Below are 17441 nucleotides of genomic sequence, written 5' to 3'. Positions count from 1 at the left end.
AGGATTTTTTCTTTACAAGATTAACTATTCACATAGTGCAATCGTAGTAGTAGTAAGAAAAAACCCTGTAATCAATCTATTTAATCCTGAAAATCGTGTCCTATTTCTGCCTGAACCAAACTTGTATAGGTGCCCCGGCAAAGTCAAAGTTTTCTCTCAATTTATTTTCGATGAAGCGATAGTAAGGCTCTTTTACATACTGTGGCAAATTGCAGAAGAACGCGAACATGGGCGATGCGCCTGCAATTTGAGTGATGTATTTGATCTTTACGTATTTGCCTTTGATAGATGGCGGTGGATAGTTCTCGATAATTGGCAGCATTACCTCGTTTAGTTTGGAGGTAGATACTTTACGGGCCCTATTGTGGTAAACCTGGTTGGCTACATCAATTACTTTCAACACGCGTTGCTTTTCGGTAACGGAAGTAAATACAATAGGCACATCGGTAAATGGCGCTATCTTTTCGCGGATCTGCTCTTCAAAAACCTTAATGGTTTTATTGTTCTTTTCGATGAGGTCCCACTTGTTTACTACAATGAGTACGCCTTTTTTATTTTTTTCGGCCAGGTGGAAAATATTCATATCCTGCGACTCAAATCCTTCCACGGCATCAATCATCAGGATGATGACATCGGCCTCTTCCAGGGCTTTAATGGTGCGCATTACGGAGTAAAATTCGATGTTCTCCCTCACCTTTGTTTTTTTACGCAAACCGGCGGTATCAATCAGCATAAAATCATGACCGTACTGGTTGTAGTGGATATGGATGGAATCGCGTGTGGTGCCAGCTATAGGGGTAACAATATTACGGTCTTTACCGATCAGTGCGTTTATAATAGATGATTTACCCACATTCGGGCGGCCAACAATGGCATATTTAGGACGGGTGTTCTCTTCTGGAAATTCGTCTTCAAAGTGTTTTACCACTTCATCGAGCAACTCCCCGGTACCAGAGCCGGTCATGGATGATATATTATAGATTTCGCCGAGGCCAAGGCTGTAGAAAACTGTTGCATCAGATAACAGGGCATTGTTATCCATTTTGTTAACTACCACAAATACCGGCTTTTTACTTTTGCGCAGCATATTGGCAATTTCATCATCCAAATCGGTAATGCCGGTGGTCACATCAACCAGGAACAGGATAACCGAGGCTTCTTCAATAGCGATCTCTACCTGTTCGCGTATAGCGGCTTCAAATACATCGGCAGAGTTGGCCACGTAGCCGCCTGTGTCGATCACGGTAAAATGATGGTCGGTCCATTCAGAAACACCATAGTGCCTGTCGCGGGTTACACCGCTAAAATCGTCGACAATGGCTTTGCGGGTTTCGGTTAAACGGTTATATAAAGTTGATTTGCCGACGTTGGGACGGCCTACTATGGCTACTATGTTACTCATGGTTTTAAATTAGAGTCAAGAAGTAAGAATCAAGATTCAAGAATTATGCAAATCTATTTATCTTAAATTCCTGTTCTATGATATAAATGAAATTTTATTGTAGAGGCAGGAAGGTGTCTTGATTCTTGCCTCTTGATTCTAAGGGTCTACCCCTCGTATCCGAATTTTTTAAGGTAATTTTTTTTGCTGCGCCAGTCGGGTATCACTTTTACAAACATTTCCAGGAAAACTTTTCTTTGGAAAAACTCCTCCATATCACGACGAGCGTAGGTGCCCACTATTTTAAGCATTTTGCCACCCTGGCCAATGATGATATTTTTTTGCGAATCGCGCTCTACAATAATTTCGGCGCTGATGCGGTGCAGGGTTTCGCCTTCAATAAATGCAGTTACAATGACCTCCGCGCTGTACGGAATCTCTTTTTTGTATTGTTTAAGCAATTGCGCGCGAATCATTTCCGACGCGAAAAAACGGTCGTTACGATCGGTCAACGCATCCTTTTCATAATATGCCGGGTGCTCTGGTAGGTTTTCTACCACAAAATCCATAACGGCTTTAATATTGTGCTCCAGCAGGGCCGATATCGCGAAAATTGCTTTTGGTTTAAGCTTTTCCTGCCAGAATTCCACTTTCTTTTTTACTGTTTCCTCATCGCTTTGGTCAATTTTGTTGATCAATACGGCAACAGGGGCTAATGAACCTTCCAGTTTTTTGAGTACGTCTGTTTCGTCAAATTCTTCGTAAATGTCAGTAACCAGCAAAATAAGGTCGGCATCCACAATGGAGCCATCCACCTGGTGCATCATGCTTTCATGCAGGGCGTAGTGCGGTTTGATAACGCCGGGGGTGTCCGAAAACACGATCTGGTAGTCGTCGGTATTAACAATTCCCAAAATACGGTGACGGGTAGTCTGCGCTTTGGGGGTGATGATAGACATTTTTTCGCCAACAAGGGCGTTCATAAGGGTTGATTTACCTGCATTGGGTTTACCAATTATACTTACAAAACCCGCCTGATGACTCATAAAAAAATAATTAAAAATATATTTGCACTGCAAAGAAACGAATTATATCTTTGCAGTCCAATTAAAACGGAGTGCAAATTGCATTTTTGATAATTGGAAGGAACTTTCCGGAGTTATGACCGGATCGCAACATATAAGAATAACAGTGCGGGATGGAGCAGTTGGTAGCTCGTCGGGCTCATAACCCGAAGGTCGTAGGTTCGAGTCCTGCTCCCGCTACGAAAGTTAAAAGCCTCAAGTCGAAAGATTTGAGGCTTTTTTATTCCGAATTTCTTTACCTCCGCCTAAAAGGTATATTATATTTTCGTAATAGACAGTCATTAACCTTCAGGCAGCGAAAATTATTGATGAGCACGATTTATAGGATTATTTAGTAAAACGTTTTATTAAGCCAGTCCTGTTGACTATATTTGAGTTATCAACCCAAGCCTATCCATAAAAATGAAATACAATATTCAAAACCCAGGAGAAAAACAATCCAAATATCTTTTTGTACTGCCCGTTGTATTAGCTCTTTATCTGAATGTTGGCTTTGCCAACGCCCAACAATCAAAGCCAAAAGACAATAAGGAGATAAATGAAAAGCCTATTAAACTTACTACCGCTCAATTGGCAGCGGTTGCCGGAAAATACCAATATATGGATAGCTATGTAACGATAACTCCTGCCAATGGCGGTATTGTGTTAAAGCAACTTCAGGGGCAAGGCACAGCAATAAGCTTTTACCCCACCGATCTGTACGAATTTCATACCCGTCATTTCGGTAGACCATATTGGATCAGGTTTGGCGGAAGTAATAGGGATAAGAGTAAGACGACCCGTTTCCTCACCATTGACCAGGAAATTTGGGTTAAGGTTAAATAAAAGGTATTTAAAATCTTATTCTTATTTAACCTTCGCTGCGAAGGTTAAAAGCCTTAAATAGGAATATTTGAGGCTTTTTGTTTATTCGTTTAGATGTAATTTACAGTCATAGTTGCAGGACACCGGCTTATAAGCTATTCAAAATCCCACCAGGCTACTTTCTTCGGCGGGGTGCCTAAGGTATAAGGCTCTCCTATATGCGGAACATTTACCGGAACGCCCAGTTTTTCGGCAGCGGGTAACAACTTTTTTATAGGCTCGTTCCAGGGTTGGTCAGCTTCTACAAACTTGGCCCAGTGAATGGGCTGTAGCAGGCTGGCATGTAAATCAACGGCAGCCTGGGCAGCCTGCTCAAACCATAAGTGCGTCCATGGCCAATTGGGGCTATATTGCCCGCATTCCAGCAAGGCAAGGTCAAATGGGCCATATCGCTCTCCGATTTGCTTAAAATATGCACCATAACCACCATCGCCGCCGTAAAACAGCCTGTATTTACCTGCTTGTATCACGTAAGATGCCCAAAGTGTTTTATTTGCACGGGAATAGGTACGATTGCTACGATGCTGTGTAGGTGTCGCGGTTAACTTGAGCCCACCAGGCAGCGTTATTGATTGGTTCCAGTTTAGTTCAATGATTTTTTTAGGGTCAAATCCCCAATACACCAAATCTGAGCCAACACCCATTGGTACTACTGCCATTTTAATATTGTCTTTTAGTTTTTTCAGGGTACGATAATCCAGGTGGTCATAATGATCGTGGGAGATGATCAGTACATCAATAGGCGGCATATCCCCGGCATGATAATGTTCAGTACCCGGAAATGCTGTAACTAACCCAGGAACAGGCCCGGCATGGTTACTAAAAACAGGATCGATAAGTATATTATTTTGCCCGGTTTTGATTAGTAAGGATGAATGCCCGAACCAAACAATTATGGGCGCGGAAGCAACCATGGCCTTCAGATCGGTTTTAACCCATGGCAGTGGAGATGAAGGCCTGATGGTTTTAGGGCGGCGGCGCAAAAAAAGCCACCGGTTATGCCTGTTTGCCGAATTAGCTTGTTCTGCAAAGTTTTCGAAACTGCCATTTTTGTAATTAGGCAACGTATCCAGCCGGGCAAGCGCTTCCCCCCTTGGGTTTCTGCCTACTGACTTTATCAAACCACAACCAATAATTACCATCAGCAACAACCCGGTGATCGTTAGCCATAAACAATTCTTCGCCATACACTTAGTAGAATAAAAGTAACGGGAAACATGGATGATTGTTTCTTCGACAAAGAACCAGGAAAAAAAGAACCTTTTCTCCCGGGTTATTTAACTACAAGGAAAAACCAAATTAATTATTGGATGTTACAACAAATACCAAATTATCAGGCCACGTCACAACGCACCGATCCATCAAATGAGCTTAAATAACCCAAAAAGAACTTTATTTGCAGCACTTCTGATTTGCGGTGCCCTGTTAACCGGGTCTTATAATTCTCTTGCACAGATTCATATAATTGAAAGAACTTTAAAGAATAATCACCAGTCTCTTCCTTCTGATTCGTTATTGGTTAAAAAAAAATTCGGTCATGCTGCGCTGCAGTTTGGCCTGGCCGAACTGCTTCCTCAGGCTTTTGATCAATATATTACAAAAAAAGATTACGCCCAGATATCGTTCAAAACAATAGGGCACAATTTAAACCCCGGTAGCTGGCAATTCGACAACGACCCGCTTCAAACCAATCAATTCGGGCATCCTTATCATGGCAGCCTTTTCTTTAATTCATTCCGCACAAACGGCTATAATTTCTGGGAGTCTGCAGCTGCAAGTTTCGCGGGGAGTTATATTTGGGAAACCTACGCCGAAAATCAACCACCGGCACCAAACGATTTCATCAACACGGGTTTTGGAGGGGCTGTTTTAGGAGAGATGACTTATCGTTTATCAAACAGGATCGTGAATAATGAAAGCAGGGGGTTTAAGAGGCAGGTTAATGAGGTTTTAGGGATGCTGGTTGATCCGATGAACGGTCTTTCGCGAATATTAGATGGTAAATGGGGTAAAGTTTCGGCAAACACGTCTCTCAAGGATTCTACAAAAATAATAGCAGAATTCAATGCCGGCATCAGAAGTATTGAAGTTAGCAATCAGGTTCACAGCGGCTGGTATGGCCATGTGAAGATATATTATGGTGACCCACATGAAAATTACCGAACCCCCTTCAGTAATATATTGATCAATACCGAAATAGGGCAGGACGACAGCTCCAAGGTTAACATTGTGAGTGTTTATGGATCTTTAGCGGGCTGGGAAATCAAATCGACCGAATCGGTAGAGCACCTGGCTATATTATCTGCCAATTACGATTATATACGTAATGTGGCTTTTTTCTATAGCGGGCAAAGTGTACGGATAAATCTTTTATCAGAATTTGATGTTTCAAAGAAACTTACTATCAATACCACACTCGGAATGGGGCCAATTATACTCGGCGCCGCACCCGATAAGTACATTACCCCCAATGGCCGGAATTATGATTATACCATGGGTTGGGGAGTCAATGGCAGCGCGGCTTTTAACATAGCGGGCAAATTATTTTTCGACCTATATTACCGGGGCGGTTGGTTGGCAACTATAAATGGTAATTCCTCTCATTATTTTCTGCATACTGTATCCGGTGAATTAAGTTACACGCTGATCAAAGGTCTTTCGGTATGTGCCGAGCCGGGCTATTATTCTTTATCGGGCAGATATCGGGATTACCCTGATATTTTCAAGAACTATCCGTACTTCAAAGGGTCGTTTAAATATTCGGTAAATCTTTAAATAAAGGGCATTGACTGCTTGGTCCTGCGAAAGTTAAAAGCCTCCAATCGAAATATTTGGGGCTTTTTTGTTTATATTCGATAGTCGGATGTTGCAATCTGGCAGAAGTCGTAATCAGCCCCCTAATTTGTCGTTTTGGCACAGCATAAAAACCTGTAAGGCCGCCCATCTTTGTATTGTCAATCAAATTAATTTAAATAACATTTTATGAAACGAGTATTTAAAGGATCTGATATCCTAAACCCGATGTTAATAATGGCCCTGCTTTTTTTTACAGTATTGCAGTCAAAAGCGCAGCAGCTTAAACCTGCCGAAAGCGGCTATGTGCCTGTTAACGGCATCAAAGTTTATTACGAAGTATATGGCGAAGGCAGGCCCGTTGTTTTGCTGCACGGCGCTTTTATGACCATTGAAGGCAATTGGGGCCAATTGATTCCCGAACTGTCAAAAACAAGAAAAATAATTGCTATTGAATTACAGGGACACGGACATACACAATTCTCAGACAGGAAATTAGCGCATACTACTTTAGCCAGCGATGTGACCGGCGTAATGGACCACTTGAAAATTGACAGTGCCGATGTGGTAGGATATAGTTTTGGCGGCACCGTAGCTTACCAGGTGGCTATACAAAGCCCTAAACGGGTAAAGAAATTAGTGATCATATCTTCTACTTATAAAAGCACCGGCTGGAGGCCCGAAATAGCTAACGCGTTTAAAAATATGAAGCCCGAATATTTAACAAATACTCCCATGAAAACGGCCTATGACGCGGTGGCACCCGACAAAACAAAATGGACAAAGTTCCTGGAACAGATGATCGCTTTTGCCGGAACCCCATTCGATTTGGGAGATGCCAATGTCGCCAAAATTTCTGCGCCGGTATTGATCATCTCGGGCGATAACGATGGCCTGGATAAAGTGGAGCTGATGAAGACGTATCAATTACTGGGAGGGGGCATATCTGCCGATCTGGCTCCAATGCCAAAATCGCACGTGGCCGTTGTGCCCGCGCAGAGCCATGTTGGCCTCATGATGCAGACTAAAACCATATTAGGTTACCTGGATGGCTTTTTAAAGTAAACATAATCTTATCGCGTAGCCCCGATAAATATTTTCAAGCGTACTACGAAACCCAAAAGCCTCAAATCGGAAGATTTGGGGCTTTTTGCATTGAATGGGATGAATGAATTCGATATCTGTTAAATCCCGGTACTTCAAATGCGGACTAACGCTGGTTTTATCAAACAATTAAATTCTATCTTTAATCTTCTAAACACTTACGCAATGATTCAAAAAATAGCCAGTCTTTTATTGCTGTTTCTTATTTTACAAAGTTGCACTCATGCACAGAATTTCGATAAAGCCAAATTAGACAGCTTTTTTGTCGCGCTGAATACGAAAGACCAAAACATGGGCAGTATCGCTATAGCTGTAAACGGGGGCTTGGTTTATCAAAACGCCATCGGTTATAGCCAGGTAAATAAAGAATTAAAAACACCGGCGACTATTGAAACAAAATACCGGATAGGCTCTATCACCAAGATGTTTACGGCAACGATGATCTTTCAGCTGATTGATGAGAGTAAGCTGAGCTTTGACACACCTTTGTCCACGTATTTTCCACAGCTCCCCAATGCCAGGAAGATCACGATAAGAGAAATGCTTCAACACCGTAGCGGACTCCATAATTTTACGAGCGACTCGCTTTATGCAACCTATATGACCAGCTCTAAATCGGAAGCCGAAATGACTGCCATATTTGCCGGGCAGAAATCTGATTTTGAACCGGATACAAAGGCCGCATACAGCAATACTAACTTTGTGCTGCTGGGTTATATTATTGAAAAATTGACGGGTAAACCTTATGCTGAAGAATTAAAAAAACGCGTTACTTCAAAAATAGGCTTGACAGAAACTTATTATAGCACCAAAGCTAATTGGTCTAAAAACGTAGCATACTCTTACAATTACACAGGGCAATGGACACAAATGCCCAAAACAGATATGAGTATTCCTGGTGGCGCTGGCGCTATTATTTCTACGCCGGCCGATCTGGTTAAATTTATAAATGCGCTTTTTGATGGCAAACTGATTAGCCCTGCGAGCTTAGAGCAGATGAAAACGATGAGGGACAATTTAGGTATGGGCATGTTAGCTACGCCGTTTTATGATAAAAAAGGTTATGGACATACCGGAGGCATCGATGGATTTTACAGTTTATTGATGTATTTTCCAGAAGAGAGGGTAGCGATAGCTTATACTTCCAATGGGACACGATATTCCTATATTGATGTGGTACGGGGGGCATTGAGCATTTATTTTAACAGGCCATTTACAATCCCGGAGTTTAAAACCATTACGCTAAAAACAACTGATCTCGATCAATACCTCGGTAAATATTCCTGCCCCACATTTCCCTTGAAAATTGTTATAACTAAAAGGAATGCTATGCTCTTTGAACAAGCCGATGGTCAGGGTGCATACCCACTGGAAGCCCAGGGCGACAACAAATTTACTTTCGCTCCAACTAACGCTACTTTTCAATTTGATCCGGCTAAAAAAACGTTCACTGTAATTCAAAATGGAGTTACCCATCTATTTACTAAAATCGACTAATTTAATGCGCCAACTCATCTTCTGAAAGGTAATATCAGTTGCATTTATATTTTCTTTACTAAATTGACTCACAAAAACACATACAAAAGAACCTGTGATTATAGAAAAGCTATTTTCAAATTTCGATAATTATCTGCCACTTAATTCGGCGGAAAAGCAAGATCTGGCGGGGCGGGTTATCCAGCGAAAGATCAAGCGGAAGCAATTCATATTACAGGAAAATGATATTTGCAAGCATTATACCTTTGTAGCTGAAGGTTGTTTCAAAAAGTTTCAGGTGGATGATAAGGGCACAGAACATAATCTGCAATTTGCTGCCGAGGGCGACTGGCTTATGGAGATTGTTAGCTTTTACTTGGAAAAGCCAAGCCGTGTTTATATTGAAGCCATAGAGCCATCAGTTATATTCCAGATCTCCAAGCCTGATCTTTATCATTTGTATGATAGTAACCCTAAGTTCGACAGAAATTTCAGGGTGATTATAGAAAACCGTTTAGTTGAAACAGAGAACAGGGTTTTACAGGCCATCAGTTCAACGGCCGAAGAGCGCTACCTTGCTTTCATTAAGCAATACCCCCACCTGCTGTCGAGGCTTCCAAATACACAAATTGCCTCATACTTGGGTATTACCCCTGAGTTCTTGAGTAAAGTTCGTAAAGATCTCCTGAAAAAATAGGCCTTACTCTTAATCTACCTTAAGGGTATTTCTTAAGTTGCCTTATGTGTTGTTTAGGTTATCTGCAACCATCTTTGTTTCGTCATCAATTAATGATAAAAAATGAACGAGATCAAAGAACTAGAAGCAGCAAACGCTTATGAAAAATGAAAAAACATATGTGTTTATTCCGGGCGGATGGCACGGTAGCTGGGTTTATGACCCGATAACTGAAAGTTTGGAACGGTTAGGAAAAAAGTGTATTTCGTTAACCTTACCAGGGCTTGAACAAGTGGGCATACCAAACAGGATCATCAATTTAGATACACATATCCAGTTCGTCATAGATGTCTTCTTAAAAGAAAACCTTAGGGATGTGATCTTATGCGGCCATAGCTATGCCGGACTGGTTATCACAGGTGTTGCAGATAAAATTCCGGAAAGAATACATGCACTGGTTTATATTGATGCCTACATTCCCAAAGATGGAGACTCTTGCTGGAGTTTGACGAGTGAAGTATACCGGCAACGTTTTGTAACAGGAGCCGGCAATGACGGTTTCACGGTAGCAGACAGACCCGGGTTAGACGATCGAAGAAGACCGCATCCGCTGGCAACATTCATGCAAAGCTTAAACTTGAATGGAATTTATGAACAGGTGCTTAACCGTACATTCATTTATCTCAGTGGTTGGGAGCAGTCGCCATTTGTTAAACAATATGAGAACTTAAAAGATTCTCCTGATTGGCACGTCGAAACCATACATTGCGGGCACAATGTGATGAAAGAACGCCCGGATAAATTGGTTGATATTTTATACAGACTGGAAGATAAATATAGTGAGGCCAAACGACGGCCTAACTTGCTGTAGCAAGCGACTTTTTTATTTAGCCCAATTTTTTTCGCAGCCATTTACGAACGGGCTCATCGTACCATTTCAAAATGATATATGCCAGGATAATCGCACCGGTCAAAACGGCTAACGCATAAGGCCAGGCCTGCACAATGGTTACGCCTTTATGATTGCTGATCCATGCTACATAAAAGTAAACCAGCGGGTAATCCAGCTCCCGCTACGAAAGTTAAAAGCCCCCAATCGAAAGATTGGAGGCTTTTTTGTGTTTGGGATATTTTGTAAGTTGGTGGTGCGGTGATAACACCGGCCACAGGCTGAAACCGAGGAGCGTAAGCAGAAAAATAAATATTATAAAATAAAAATTATGAGAACAATTAATCCATGGATCAACTTCAACGGAAATGCCGAAGAAGCATTCACTTTTTATAAATCAGTTTTTGGCGGCGAGTTCGCAAAGATTATCCGCTTCAAGGACTTAGCAAGCGCTGAATTTCCGGTAGCAGGAAATGATGAAAACAAGATAATGTACATTGCCTTGCCAATTGGCAAACACAATGTGTTAATAGCCAATGACATTCCAGAATTTATGGGACGGGTAAACGAAAGCGAAAACAGGTCTAAAATATTAGTTAGTGCAGAAAGTCGCGAAGAGGCAGACAAAATATTTAACGGACTATCAGCAGGTGGAGATATTGAAGGCCCCGTTGGCGACAGTCCATGGGGTACATACGCTGGCATGTTTAGAGACAAGTATGGTATTGAATGGATTGTGGAATTTGACCCAAATTACAACGGATAAATTTAACAGAGAAAATAGCGAACACCTAACTTGCATCAGGGAAATATATCTTTGCATTAGGTTCAATTTAATAATCATTAAAATCGGTGCACAAAAACCTATTAGCATACATCAGGGAGCGCGCTACGTCGCCACTTACAAGTGATGAAGAAGCGTTAATTGTAGCGGCTTTCCAGCCCAAAAAACTCAGGAAAAAGCAATACTTTTTGGAAGAAGGCAATGTGTGTAAATACGTTGGTTTTATTGTAAAAGGTGCTATGAGACAATACAGCGTAGATGACAAAGGTGCGGAGCATATTGTACAATTATACATTGAAAACTATTGGGCAAGCGACCGTGAAAGTGCGCTCATGCTTACTCCATCAAGATTTAATATTGATGCCTGGGAAAATACCGAACTACTTATTGCCAGAGTAACAGACATGCTGGATTTGATAGAAAAGGTACCTTCATTTGGACAAATGACAAGATTAATGGACCAAAGAAGTTTCATCGTTTCTCAGCGAAGATTGAATTCAACCATTAGTAATACAGCAGAAAAACGCTATGAAGAATTTGCCGATAACCACCCTCAATTTATTCAACGATTTCCGCAACATCTCATCGCTTCTTTTTTGGGCATAACCAAAGAAACTTTAAGCAGAATTAGAAAACAAGCAAGTAAATAACTGCTATTCCAACTTTGATTTTACAAAAGCGTTGATATTTATCAACGCTTTTTTTTATCATTTCTCATCGTTCCGGGCTGTGCTGTTGTTGCAATTTTACATCATAAAAACAAAGAGATGAAAAAGCAAACAATAGTAGTAATTGGAGCAACAGGTGCACAAGGTAAGGGTATTGTAAATGCCCTTGTAAATGAAGGCTCTTTTAATGTGAAAGCAATAACCCGTAATCCGGAAACATATACAGGCCAAGCAAATGAAGCAGTTTATGCAGATCTAAAAGATTTGCAATCCTTAAAAGAGGCTTTTACAAATGCTTATGGTGTATTTGTGGTAACCAACTTTTGGGAAGGTGCCGACGAAATCACCCAGGGTAAAAATGCCATTGAAGCGGCAAAAGCAACGGGAGTGCAACATTTTATTTGGTCAACACTTCCGGATGTTGAGCTCATTAGTGAGGCAGGATTTGAAGTGCCTCATTTTAGTGGCAAAGCTAAGGTAGATGATCTGGTAAAAAGTGCAGGGTTCAAATATGTAACATTTGTTCAGCCTCCATTTTATTATCAAAATCTTGTTGGGATGATGGGCCCACAGCCAAAACAAGATGGCACAACCGGTTGGACACTACCGATTGACCCAACAAAAAAAGCGATTCACATGTCGGACATTAATGACCTGGGAAAAGTAGTCGCCGGTGCATTTTTGCAACCTGAAAAAGTTGGAAACGGTAATTACCTTGCCCTGGCAACCGGATTGTACAGTTTTAATGATATCCTAGAAGCTTATAAAGCCAATGGCAAAGAGTATAGCTTTTCACAAGTACCAGCTGAAATATTTTCAACTTTTTTTGAAGGAGCAAAGGAGTTAGCCGAGATGTTCGGGTATTTTGAAAAACACACTTATATGGGACCCGATTCAGCATCACGAATTGAATTGGCAAAAGAAACCGCCACCCATAAATTTGTGCCGCTCCAGGAATGGCTGAGTAAAAACAATTGAGAAAAAGAAAACGAGTTGCTCAACAAAAGGGAATTATGCTGTAGTTGGCCTGCTATCAATCCAACGAATGTTAATTACAAATTGTTTGGGATTTACCCAGTAAGGGCTACGAAAGCCAAAAGCCTCAAATAGAAGTGTTTGAGGCTTTTGGCTTTGAAATATTTTATGGTTTACACTGTAACCGTGATATTTGATCTTTTTAAATTATAATATACTGATTAATAAATAGTTGTAAAAATGTAAACCATAAAAAGTGTAAACCATGATTTTATCGTTGTATCCTTTTCCGGATGCGGCTTAAAGATGGATTCTTGATACCCAGGTACGAGGAAATATGATATGCAGGTATACGGTTAATAATATTGGGGTGCTCGTCCAAAAGTCTGATGTAGCGTTGTTCGTGCGAAAAAAACAATAGCTCCTCGGCACGGGATTGCGAATAGGTAAAAAACAGCTCCGCAAGCAATCGCCCAAATTTGGCCCAGTTGGGATGCGTTTCATACAAACTCATCAGGTCATGATAGCTGATATATACTATTTCGCAATCCTCCATCGCCTGGATAAAATAATGACACGCGTTGCGGGTAATAAAGCTCCGGAACGAAACGATGAACTGATTTTCTGAAAAGAAAAAGATATTCGTTTCCTCGCTTGTATCCGGGCGGCTGTAATAAATCCGGAAGATGCCCTTAACCACCAGCCCAAGGTCGTTACAAACCATGTACTGCATATTGAAAAAGTCGCCCTTTTTTATTTTGCGGGGTTTCCAAAAGGATATGCTGTTGGCTATATCTTTTTCGGTTAAAGTGGCAAAACTGGTCAAATGCGCTTTCAGTATTTCATGAGGTTCGGTCACAGCAGCCGGATTTACGTTTTAGCAAGTATAATAAATAATCAGGCTGCGTTTGCAGTCCCTTTTATAGTTTTTGACAATCTGATGGCAGCGAGCAGAAAATAAAAAGCGCCAAAAGCCGAGTAGCCGGCCAAATTGCTGATGCCCATTGTGGGCGATTTTGCCATGGCAATAAATGCGCCGCCTGCAAGTACTGATTGCCCGCCGCTAATGATCATTGGCCATTGGCCTCCCAATTCCTTTCGCCTGTGCAGGCCAAGTATCAATTGTATAAGACCGGTAACGATAGCCCAGACGCCAAAAACTACCAGCGCCGCCGGAACACCCTTTTGCAAAGCCAGCGCTACGCCAATGGTGGTGATAACACCAATAGCAATGTTTACATATTGCGGCGTTTTTGATACTTGAGGCGGATTGGCCTTGATATCAAACCAGGTGGCAATAACATCCCAGGCCGGGTAGATAATAAAAAGGATGGAGGCGATACCAAAATTGGTTTTGGCGAAAACCGAAACGAGGATAACCCAGATAACAGAAAATGCAACGCGTGCAAAGTAAAGGCTGCGCAAAGACCGGGCAGTTTGAACAGGGCTTGTTGAGTCTGTATTTTTTATAGAATCAATGGATGAGTTCATGACTTTATTTGTTTTTTTGAAGCAAATGTAGCCGCTAATGAAACTGCATTTTTTCACTTAAGTGAAAACCGATATCTCCATATTGTTTCAAAGTTCATACAAATCGTCTCATTTTAGCATCTGTTCAATTGGTGGCGCCTTCATTAGTGCTCGACCTCAACTTTCAACTAAATTTATTTTAATAAGTTTGGATTTCCACCCGAAAACCAATAACCATGTATAAGTCCCGGATTTGTTTAGCATCATTTCTGCTCATCATTAATTGCTCCTGTTTATTTGCTCAATTGCCCACCCTATCCACCCGGTGGACAAAAGCTGCCCTGGATGCCGAAGTTCCGTTTCCCGACTATCCACGGCCACAACTGCAACGCGGTGATTGGCTGTGCCTGAATGGAAAATGGGATTATCGGGGAGGAAAAGATGTTGCCAGCGCGCTCGATCCTGAAAAGCCCATATCCTTTGAAAGTAAGGCCGAACAAATAAAGGTACCGTATTGCCCGGAATCACAGCTATCTGGTATTCAGCGTAAGCAGGAGATCAATATGTGGTATCGGCGCAGTTTTGTAATTCCGGCTGATTGGAAAAGCAAGCAGGTCATTATTCATTTTGATGCCGTGGCCCATCAGGCAACCTTGTTTGTGAACGGACATAAAGCAGGCTTGCACGCGGGCAGCTATGATGCTTTTAGTTTTGACATCACACCCTATTTAACCAGTGGAAAAAACACCTTGGTTTTGGCGGCATATGATCTGAATGACGGTCGGGTACCATCCGGCAAGAGCGGTCCGCGGGGCGATTATACCTTCTGCTCGGGCATATGGCAAACCGTATGGCTGGAGCCGGTAAATAAAGCGCATATAGAAAACATCCGCCTGTTGCCCGATCTGACTGGCAGCCGCTTAAAAGTACTGGTAAATACCAAAGGCGAAGGAAAAATAGTCGCGGCAGCTCTTGATGGAAACAAAGTAGTTTCGGAAGCAATATCAACCAATGGCACCTACTTTTATCTGCCTATTAAAACGCCAAAACTTTGGTCGCCCGATGATCCTTTTTTATATGATCTTACTATCAGCCTGGAGGATGCTCATGGCAAGGTGACGGATAAGGTAAAAAGCTATTTCGGCATGCGCGATATTAAATTGAGCAAGGTTAATGGCGTTACCCGGCCTTTAATCAACGGTAAGTTCATCATGCAGTTGGGACTGCTTGATCAGGGTTATTGGCCCGATGGTGTGCTGACCGCCCCCACAGAAGAGGCACTCAAATTTGATATCCAGTTTACCAAAAACGCTGGCTATAACCTCATCAGGAAGCACATGAAAACCGAACCGCAACGGTTTTACTATTGGGCCGACAAACTAGGCTTATTAGTTTGGCAGGATATGCCTGCCATATGGTATCAGAATGAGGATACTACCAAAACCAGGACTGAATTCAGGAAGGAGTTGAAAACGCTTATCGATCAGCATTATAATTCGCCATCCATCATTACCTGGGTGCCCTTTAATGAAAATTGGGGCGCGTTTGATGTGAAAAATATAACCAACTGGGTGAAGCAATATGACCCATCAAGACTGGTGAATGGCAACTCGGGCTTTAATAATAACCCATCTTATCAGAAAGCTTATGGCGACCCGGGTAATGGCGATTATGTAGATACCCATATTTATGTGGGGCCGTACGGCGCCTCGGTTCCCGACCAACACCGGGCCGCATCATTAGGCGAGTTTGGTGGTGTGGGCCTGTTTGTGCGCGATCATATGTGGCCGGTAGCTAATAACGCTTATGACTATGAGCCAACCAAAGCAAGGCTGACCGACAGATACATTTTCTTGCTCGACGAGGTTGAACAGCTGATGAAGTACAAAGGCCTGAGCGTAGCCATCTATACCCAAACAACCGATGTAGAGCATGAGGTGAACGGCGTGCTTACTTATGACAGGGCTGTTGAAAAAATGGAAATAGAACGGGTTAAGGCAGTGAATGAAGCCGTTATTAAAGAAAGCTATAAGTTGACGCCTTAAGGCTTGCCGCGAAAAGCAAAGGGGCCTATCATATTTATTAGGATTATTATCCCCTAATGCGATGATATCTGCTTTGATGACTTATCAAACACAACCACCGAATTTGGTGCAGGCCGTTCTTTGCTTACCCATGCCGGTTTTACCAGGGGCATCCACACTTTTTTTCCAAAAGTGGATAAATCAGGATAAGAGCCTGAAAGTTTAAAATGCTCAAATTCAAATGGGATTCCCTCGGCCCCTAATGGCGAATCTTTTGTAGCTATATGAAGATGCAGATGAGGGCCGGTTGTTTGCCCTGTAAAACCTAGAGACGCAATCACCTCTCCCCTTTTTACCTTTTGGCCGGGTTTAACTTTTATACTGCCGGGTTTCAGATGCTCGTAAAACACAAATTGATTGTTACCGATTTTAATAGAGATATAATTACCTGTAGCATTTTCTACCGGTGGGGACTGATAGCCGGAAAGTGTTGAACTTTCTGGAAAGTTGTTTCTGACAGAAGCCACAACGCCATCACTCACCGCCAGCACATCATTTCCGTAGCCGTACCAATTCCTGACGGTATCTTCATTATGGACAGCATACCGGCCATTATTATCCAGTTTTATAAAATCAATGGCAAATCGCCCGGGCAGCCGGGCTGTTCCGTTTATAGTATAAAAAACACGACGGTGCCCGGTTAACCACGACGGTTCATAAATGGCAGCCCATGGTCCGCCGTTTAATGGTGGCCCGATGATCAATGGGGCTTCTGCTCCGATCGATATCGAGGCCCCTTTTATGGAAACCCGTGTTGTTTTGCTCCCATTCAACAGATCAAATTCAAGCCGGTGAACAAAATGCAATCCGGTATTTTTGGATGGCAAATTAAACTCCAGGTAAACTACAGCAAATGAGCCCGGCGGTAATATCAGATTATTCTCTTTTGGGGATATCGCCAATCGCTTAACTCGGGATTTTAACCGGGGCTCATCAACATTGAAAATAGTGGATGAGTCGGTAGCGTTTAGCACTTCGAGCGTTTTAAGCCTCAAGGAATCTTTTGCGAAATTGGCGATGTTGAGCTCGTAGTAAATGCATGGTTTGCCATTGATAACCGTTGGAGAAGGCACAAAAGGCACACGTATATCAACCGTGGTTTGATATTGCTGCGCATGGCTTTTCCCTTGCGATAATATAACCGCAATGATAGTACAAAGGATATACTTGTTTTTCGCGGACATTTAATTAG

General features: G+C 42.1%; 16 protein-coding genes and 1 tRNA gene. 11 read left to right on the top strand and 6 right to left on the bottom strand.

The window, feature by feature from the left end:
• Positions 1-100: 100 nt before the first annotated feature.
• Together der and era are read right to left on the bottom strand one after the other, a co-directional pair.
• Positions 101-1402: a ribosome biogenesis GTPase Der gene (der, locus tag ACTJKG_RS03155; protein WP_172334304.1), complete on the bottom strand. Its 1302-nt coding sequence runs from the start codon at positions 1400-1402 to the stop codon at positions 101-103.
• A 146-nt stretch (positions 1403-1548) separates the two neighbouring features.
• Entirely contained in the window at positions 1549-2427 is an 879-nt protein-coding gene (gene era, locus ACTJKG_RS03150) for a GTPase Era (RefSeq protein WP_172334305.1), read from the bottom strand.
• A 146-nt stretch (positions 2428-2573) separates the two neighbouring features.
• Between era and ACTJKG_RS03145 the strand changes: the two genes are divergently transcribed.
• Positions 2574-2646, top strand: a tRNA-Met gene (locus ACTJKG_RS03145).
• A 222-nt stretch (positions 2647-2868) separates the two neighbouring features.
• Entirely contained in the window at positions 2869-3291 is a 423-nt protein-coding gene (locus ACTJKG_RS03140; RefSeq protein ID WP_440738331.1) for a hypothetical protein, read from the top strand.
• 134 nt (positions 3292-3425) lie between these two features.
• On the opposite strand, the gene ACTJKG_RS03135 is transcribed toward ACTJKG_RS03140, so the two are convergent.
• Positions 3426-4517: an MBL fold metallo-hydrolase gene (locus ACTJKG_RS03135; RefSeq protein WP_440738330.1), complete on the bottom strand. Its 1092-nt coding sequence runs from the start codon at positions 4515-4517 to the stop codon at positions 3426-3428.
• Between the two features lie 178 nt (positions 4518-4695).
• On the opposite strand from ACTJKG_RS03135, the gene ACTJKG_RS03130 reads away from it, so the two are divergent.
• From ACTJKG_RS03130 to ACTJKG_RS03095, 8 genes are all read left to right on the top strand, one after another.
• Entirely contained in the window at positions 4696-6105 is a 1410-nt protein-coding gene (locus tag ACTJKG_RS03130; RefSeq protein ID WP_440738329.1) for a DUF3943 domain-containing protein, read from the top strand.
• Between the two features lie 207 nt (positions 6106-6312).
• Entirely contained in the window at positions 6313-7188 is an 876-nt protein-coding gene (locus ACTJKG_RS03125; RefSeq protein WP_440738328.1) for an alpha/beta fold hydrolase, read from the top strand.
• Between the two features lie 204 nt (positions 7189-7392).
• Entirely contained in the window at positions 7393-8724 is a 1332-nt protein-coding gene (locus ACTJKG_RS03120) for a serine hydrolase domain-containing protein (protein ID WP_440738327.1), read from the top strand.
• Between the two features lie 94 nt (positions 8725-8818).
• Positions 8819-9400: a Crp/Fnr family transcriptional regulator gene (locus ACTJKG_RS03115; protein WP_172334312.1), complete on the top strand. Its 582-nt coding sequence runs from the start codon at positions 8819-8821 to the stop codon at positions 9398-9400.
• Between the two features lie 160 nt (positions 9401-9560).
• Positions 9561-10250, top strand: coding sequence for an alpha/beta fold hydrolase (locus ACTJKG_RS03110; protein ID WP_440738326.1), 690 nt, complete (start codon positions 9561-9563; stop codon positions 10248-10250).
• Positions 10251-10599: 349 nt separating this feature from the next.
• Positions 10600-11034: a VOC family protein gene (locus ACTJKG_RS03105; protein WP_440738325.1), complete on the top strand. Its 435-nt coding sequence runs from the start codon at positions 10600-10602 to the stop codon at positions 11032-11034.
• Between the two features lie 86 nt (positions 11035-11120).
• On the top strand, positions 11121-11702 hold the full coding sequence (locus ACTJKG_RS03100; RefSeq protein WP_440738324.1) for a Crp/Fnr family transcriptional regulator: 582 nt from the start codon (positions 11121-11123) through the stop codon (positions 11700-11702).
• 117 nt (positions 11703-11819) lie between these two features.
• Positions 11820-12698, top strand: coding sequence for an NmrA/HSCARG family protein (locus tag ACTJKG_RS03095; RefSeq protein ID WP_440738323.1), 879 nt, complete (start codon positions 11820-11822; stop codon positions 12696-12698).
• 268 nt (positions 12699-12966) lie between these two features.
• Here the strand turns inward: ACTJKG_RS03095 and ACTJKG_RS03090 are convergent, their stop codons facing one another.
• Together ACTJKG_RS03090 and ACTJKG_RS03085 are read right to left on the bottom strand one after the other, a co-directional pair.
• Complete coding sequence (locus tag ACTJKG_RS03090; RefSeq protein ID WP_440738322.1) at positions 12967-13554, bottom strand: Crp/Fnr family transcriptional regulator; 588 nt, start codon at positions 13552-13554, stop codon at positions 12967-12969.
• A 38-nt stretch (positions 13555-13592) separates the two neighbouring features.
• Entirely contained in the window at positions 13593-14186 is a 594-nt protein-coding gene (locus tag ACTJKG_RS03085; protein WP_440738321.1) for a DUF308 domain-containing protein, read from the bottom strand.
• 215 nt (positions 14187-14401) lie between these two features.
• Between ACTJKG_RS03085 and ACTJKG_RS03080 the strand changes: the two genes are divergently transcribed.
• A complete protein-coding gene (locus ACTJKG_RS03080) occupies positions 14402-16210 on the top strand; it encodes a glycoside hydrolase family 2 protein (RefSeq protein ID WP_440738320.1) in 1809 nt (602 codons plus the stop codon).
• A gap of 53 nt (positions 16211-16263) precedes the next feature.
• Here the strand turns inward: ACTJKG_RS03080 and ACTJKG_RS03075 are convergent, their stop codons facing one another.
• Positions 16264-17433 carry a M23 family metallopeptidase gene (locus tag ACTJKG_RS03075; RefSeq protein ID WP_440738319.1) on the bottom strand — a complete coding sequence of 390 codons (1170 nt, stop codon included), beginning with the start codon at positions 17431-17433 and terminating at the stop codon, positions 16264-16266.
• Positions 17434-17441: the final 8 nt, after the last annotated feature.

The sequence above is a fragment of the Mucilaginibacter sp. 22184 genome, from assembly GCF_052045695.1.
In the GTDB taxonomy this organism is placed as follows: domain Bacteria; phylum Bacteroidota; class Bacteroidia; order Sphingobacteriales; family Sphingobacteriaceae; genus Mucilaginibacter.
This window is presented reverse-complemented; position numbering and strand designations above follow the sequence as displayed.

Bases quoted from the DNA above. Each gene is read 5' to 3' on its own strand.
- ACTJKG_RS03140 (WP_440738331.1), top strand. From the start codon at position 2,869: ATGAAATACAATATTCAAAACCCAGGAGAAAAACAATCCAAATATCTT.
- ACTJKG_RS03130 (WP_440738329.1), top strand. From the start codon at position 4,696: ATGAGCTTAAATAACCCAAAAAGAACTTTATTTGCAGCACTTCTGATT.
- ACTJKG_RS03085 (WP_440738321.1), bottom strand. From the start codon at position 14,186: ATGAACTCATCCATTGATTCTATAAAAAATACAGACTCAACAAGCCCT.
- ACTJKG_RS03075 (WP_440738319.1), bottom strand. From the start codon at position 17,433: ATGTCCGCGAAAAACAAGTATATCCTTTGTACTATCATTGCGGTTATA.
- ACTJKG_RS03120 (WP_440738327.1), top strand. From the start codon at position 7,393: ATGATTCAAAAAATAGCCAGTCTTTTATTGCTGTTTCTTATTTTACAA.
- era (WP_172334305.1), bottom strand. From the start codon at position 2,427: ATGAGTCATCAGGCGGGTTTTGTAAGTATAATTGGTAAACCCAATGCA.
- der (WP_172334304.1), bottom strand. From the start codon at position 1,402: ATGAGTAACATAGTAGCCATAGTAGGCCGTCCCAACGTCGGCAAATCA.
- ACTJKG_RS03105 (WP_440738325.1), top strand. From the start codon at position 10,600: ATGAGAACAATTAATCCATGGATCAACTTCAACGGAAATGCCGAAGAA.
- ACTJKG_RS03080 (WP_440738320.1), top strand. From the start codon at position 14,402: ATGTATAAGTCCCGGATTTGTTTAGCATCATTTCTGCTCATCATTAAT.
- ACTJKG_RS03125 (WP_440738328.1), top strand. From the start codon at position 6,313: ATGAAACGAGTATTTAAAGGATCTGATATCCTAAACCCGATGTTAATA.
- ACTJKG_RS03135 (WP_440738330.1), bottom strand. From the start codon at position 4,517: ATGGCGAAGAATTGTTTATGGCTAACGATCACCGGGTTGTTGCTGATG.
- ACTJKG_RS03095 (WP_440738323.1), top strand. From the start codon at position 11,820: ATGAAAAAGCAAACAATAGTAGTAATTGGAGCAACAGGTGCACAAGGT.